Annotated in this window: 1 protein-coding gene and 1 pseudogene; both read left to right on the plus strand. The window is 49.2% G+C overall.

Features of this window, described 5'->3' with window-relative positions; translation table 11 throughout:
• Positions 1-647: DedA family general envelope maintenance protein YqjA (gene yqjA, locus FDX22_RS21795; RefSeq protein WP_186805420.1), on the plus strand; the 647-nt coding region annotated here is incomplete at its 5' end.
• Positions 648-717: 70 nt separating this feature from the next.
• Positions 718-884, plus strand: a pseudogene (locus FDX22_RS31805) (EnvZ/OmpR regulon moderator); the annotation flags it as partial.

Here is an 884-nt window from a genome sequence, read left to right on the forward strand (position 1 = left end):
AATTATTGAATGCTTTATGGGCTCAGGATTTTGAAACTCTGGCCAATCCTTCCATGATTGGTATGCTGTATTTTGTACTGTTTACAATTTTGTTTCTGGAAAATGGGTTGCTACCCGCGGCCTTTTTACCTGGTGACAGTTTGCTGGTACTGGTCGGCGTTCTTATTGCCAAAGGCGCAATGGGTTTTCCGCAAACGGTACTGCTACTCACCACCGCAGCCAGCCTCGGTTGTTGGCTCAGCTATATTCAGGGCCGATGGTTGGGTAATACCCGCACTGTGCAGAACTGGCTTTCACATCTTCCGGCTCATTATCACCAACGCGCGCATCATCTTTTCCACAAGCATGGCTTATCCGCGCTGTTGGTCGGTCGCTTCATTGCGTTCGTCAGAACATTACTGCCGACCATTGCCGGGCTGTCAGGCCTGAATAATGCACGTTTTCAGTTCTTCAACTGGATGAGCGGGCTATTGTGGGTACTGATTCTGACCACGCTAGGCTATCTACTGGGCAAAACACCTGTTTTTCTTAAGTATGAAGATCAGTTGATGTCTTGCCTGATGCTGCTTCCTGTCGTATTACTGGTGGTTGGCCTGGCCGGTTCACTGGTTGTACTCTGGAAAAAGAAATACGGGAACCGAGGGTAAATTATGCTGAAATCACGCATAACGATNGGTTGTACTCTGGAAAAAGAAATACGGGAACCGAGGGTAAATTATGCTGAAATCACGCATAACGATCCGACGACTGGCCTGGTCCACCACCTTTATGTTGTTTATCGGCGCGTTGCTCCTGACCTGGTCGGTCATCCGCCAGCAGGAGTCAACGCTTGCCATTCGTGCTGTAAACCAGGGAGCCAGCATGCCTGATGGCTTCTCTATCTG

The organism is Citrobacter sp. TBCS-14, from assembly GCF_005280805.1.
GTDB classification, from domain to species: Bacteria; Pseudomonadota; Gammaproteobacteria; order Enterobacterales; family Enterobacteriaceae; genus Citrobacter; species Citrobacter gillenii.